Annotated in this window: 2 protein-coding genes; both read left to right on the top strand. The window is 71.2% G+C overall.

The annotated features are described in order from the left end of the window. Positions 1–378 (top strand): acyl carrier protein (locus tag G5C51_RS41630; protein ID WP_240930285.1); only part of this gene is annotated, 378 nt, incomplete at its 5' end. 163 nt (positions 379–541) lie between these two features. Further along, positions 542–2,204 (top strand): beta-ketoacyl [acyl carrier protein] synthase domain-containing protein (locus G5C51_RS41625; protein ID WP_338118509.1); only part of this gene is annotated, 1,663 nt, incomplete at its 3' end.

The following is a 2,204-nucleotide window of genomic DNA, read 5'->3' as shown; positions in this document are numbered from 1 at the left end:
GTGGAGCGGGGGGCGGTGGGGGTGCCGGAGGCTGCGGTGCCGGCGGATCCGTTGGTACGGTCCGGCTCGCGCTCCGTCGAGCCGCCGCCCATGCCTGTACCGGCGGCTGATCCTCCTGACGACGATGTCTTGGCGGCGCTCCAGCGCATCTACGCCGAGCGGCTCGGCTACCCGATCGAGGCCATGGATCCCGACGCGGACCTGGAGGGGGACCTCGGGATCGACTCACTGAAGCGCATGGAGATCCTCTCCTCGCTGGTGGACCGCTTCGGGCTGCAGCACGTGGCCGACGACACCCGCTTCGCCCTGCAGTCCACGCTCTCGGGGCTCGCCGAGCTCATCGTCGAGACCGGCCGTGGCGCGGGGAGCAATGGCTGAGGCGACGGGGCGCGGGCGGCGCTACCGGATAGCGGCCGAGACCGGTGATCGTGCGGTCGCTGAAGCTGCGGCGGCGGTGCTGCGTGCGCGGGGGCTTGTGGTGGGGGTGGAGGACGCTGCTGCGTTGGCTGTTCCGGTTCCGGTCCCGGTTCCGGTTCCGGCTGTGGGCGACTCCGTATCCGATGACGAGATCGTCGTGGTCGGCATGGGGCTGGCGGTGCCGGGTGCCAATGGGCCGGAGGAGTTCTGGCATCTGCTGCGGGACCGGGAGCCGCAGTTCAGCGAGCCCGGCGCGCGGATGGATATCGACACGCTGTGGTCGGCCGATCCGGCGGCGCCGGACAAGACGTACACCCGGACGTCCGGATTCATCCACGACTTCGCCCCGCATCCCCGGTTACGGGCGGAGCTCGACTCCGGCGACTGGGACTGCCCAGAGCTCAGCGGGCGGTGGCTGCGGCACAGCGTGCTGCAGGCGCTCGACGGTGTCCGGCATGGGCCGGAGCTGCGCGCCTTCGCCGCGGTCGGCATGACGGCCGATGGTGGGCATGCCGCCGAGCACGGGCTGTTGCGGCGCGGGGCGCGGCTGCTGTCCGGGGGGTCCGGGGACGGTGATGGTGATCCGCTGGCCGGACTGTATCCCGGCGGTGGGCCTGATACGGATGCCACCGCCCCGTATCGGGTGGTGCGCCGGGCGCTGGCCGGGGTGGTTGAGCCGGTTGAGACGGTGGTGGTCGACACTGCTTGTTCGTCGTCGCTGTACAGCTTCGACTTCGGGATGCGGGCGCTGCGTGAGGGGCGTGCCGATCTCGCGGTGTGCGGGGGGACGTATGCCGTCAACGCCCAGACCATGGTGCTCTTTTCCAAGCTGGACGGTCTGTCCACGGGTGGCCGGGTGCGGTCGCTCGACAGTGGTGCTGACGGGGTGCTGTTCTCCGATGGTGCCGCGGTGGTGGCGTTGAAGACGTATGCGCGGGCGTGTGCGGACGGCGACCCTGTGCTGGGCTTTTTGCGCGGCTTCGGGGGCTCGTCGGATGGGCGGGGGAAGGCTGTGTACGCGCCGAATCCGGCCGGGCAGCGGATCGCACTGGAGCGGGCTTGGGCGGCGGCCGGGGTGCGCGCTGAGGAGATCGACTGGGTCGTTGCCCATGCCACGGGCACCGCGGCCGGGGATCGGGCGGAAATCGAGGCGCTGTGCGCTGCGGCGCCGGGTAAGCGGTGGACGCTTACGTCCAATAAGTCGCTGATCGGGCATACCGGTTGGGCGGCGGGGGCGGTCAATGTCATCCATGCGCTGTTGGCGCTGCGGTATGAGGCGATTCCTGGGCAGTTGCTTGATGCCGGGCCGGTGAGCGACGCGGTCGACGTGCCGCGACGGACGGTGGTTTGGCGGGCTGGTACGGAGAGCGGCTGCAGGCGGGTGGCGGCGGTGTCGGCGATGGGGTTCGGCGGTACGAACGCGCACCTGGTCGTCAGCGACCGGCCTCGGGTCCGGCGGGACCCGCACGTACCCGAAGCGCCCGAAGCGAAGGCGGAGCCGGTGGTGGTGGTCGCCACCACCGCGGTGGAGCCGCGTGGGGGTGGCGTGGAGCTGGGAGGTGGCTTCGAGCCGCCGGCGCCGCTGGAGGTGCGGTTGCCGCCGACCGTGCTGGCGCGGCTCGATCGGAGCCAGCTGGTGGCGCTGCGGTGTGCGCTTGACCTGCGGGATGAGGCGTGGAGCAAGGATGCGGAACTGCTGCGTGGGACCGGTGTGTTCGTCGGGCACTCCGGGCAGGTGTGGCAGGCGCTGGTCTGCACGTTGCGGGCGTATCTGGATGATGTCGGGG

The sequence above is a fragment of the Streptomyces coryli genome (assembly GCF_011044975.1).
In the GTDB taxonomy this organism is placed as follows: domain Bacteria; phylum Actinomycetota; class Actinomycetes; order Streptomycetales; family Streptomycetaceae; genus Streptomyces; species Streptomyces coryli.
This window is presented reverse-complemented; position numbering and strand designations above follow the sequence as displayed.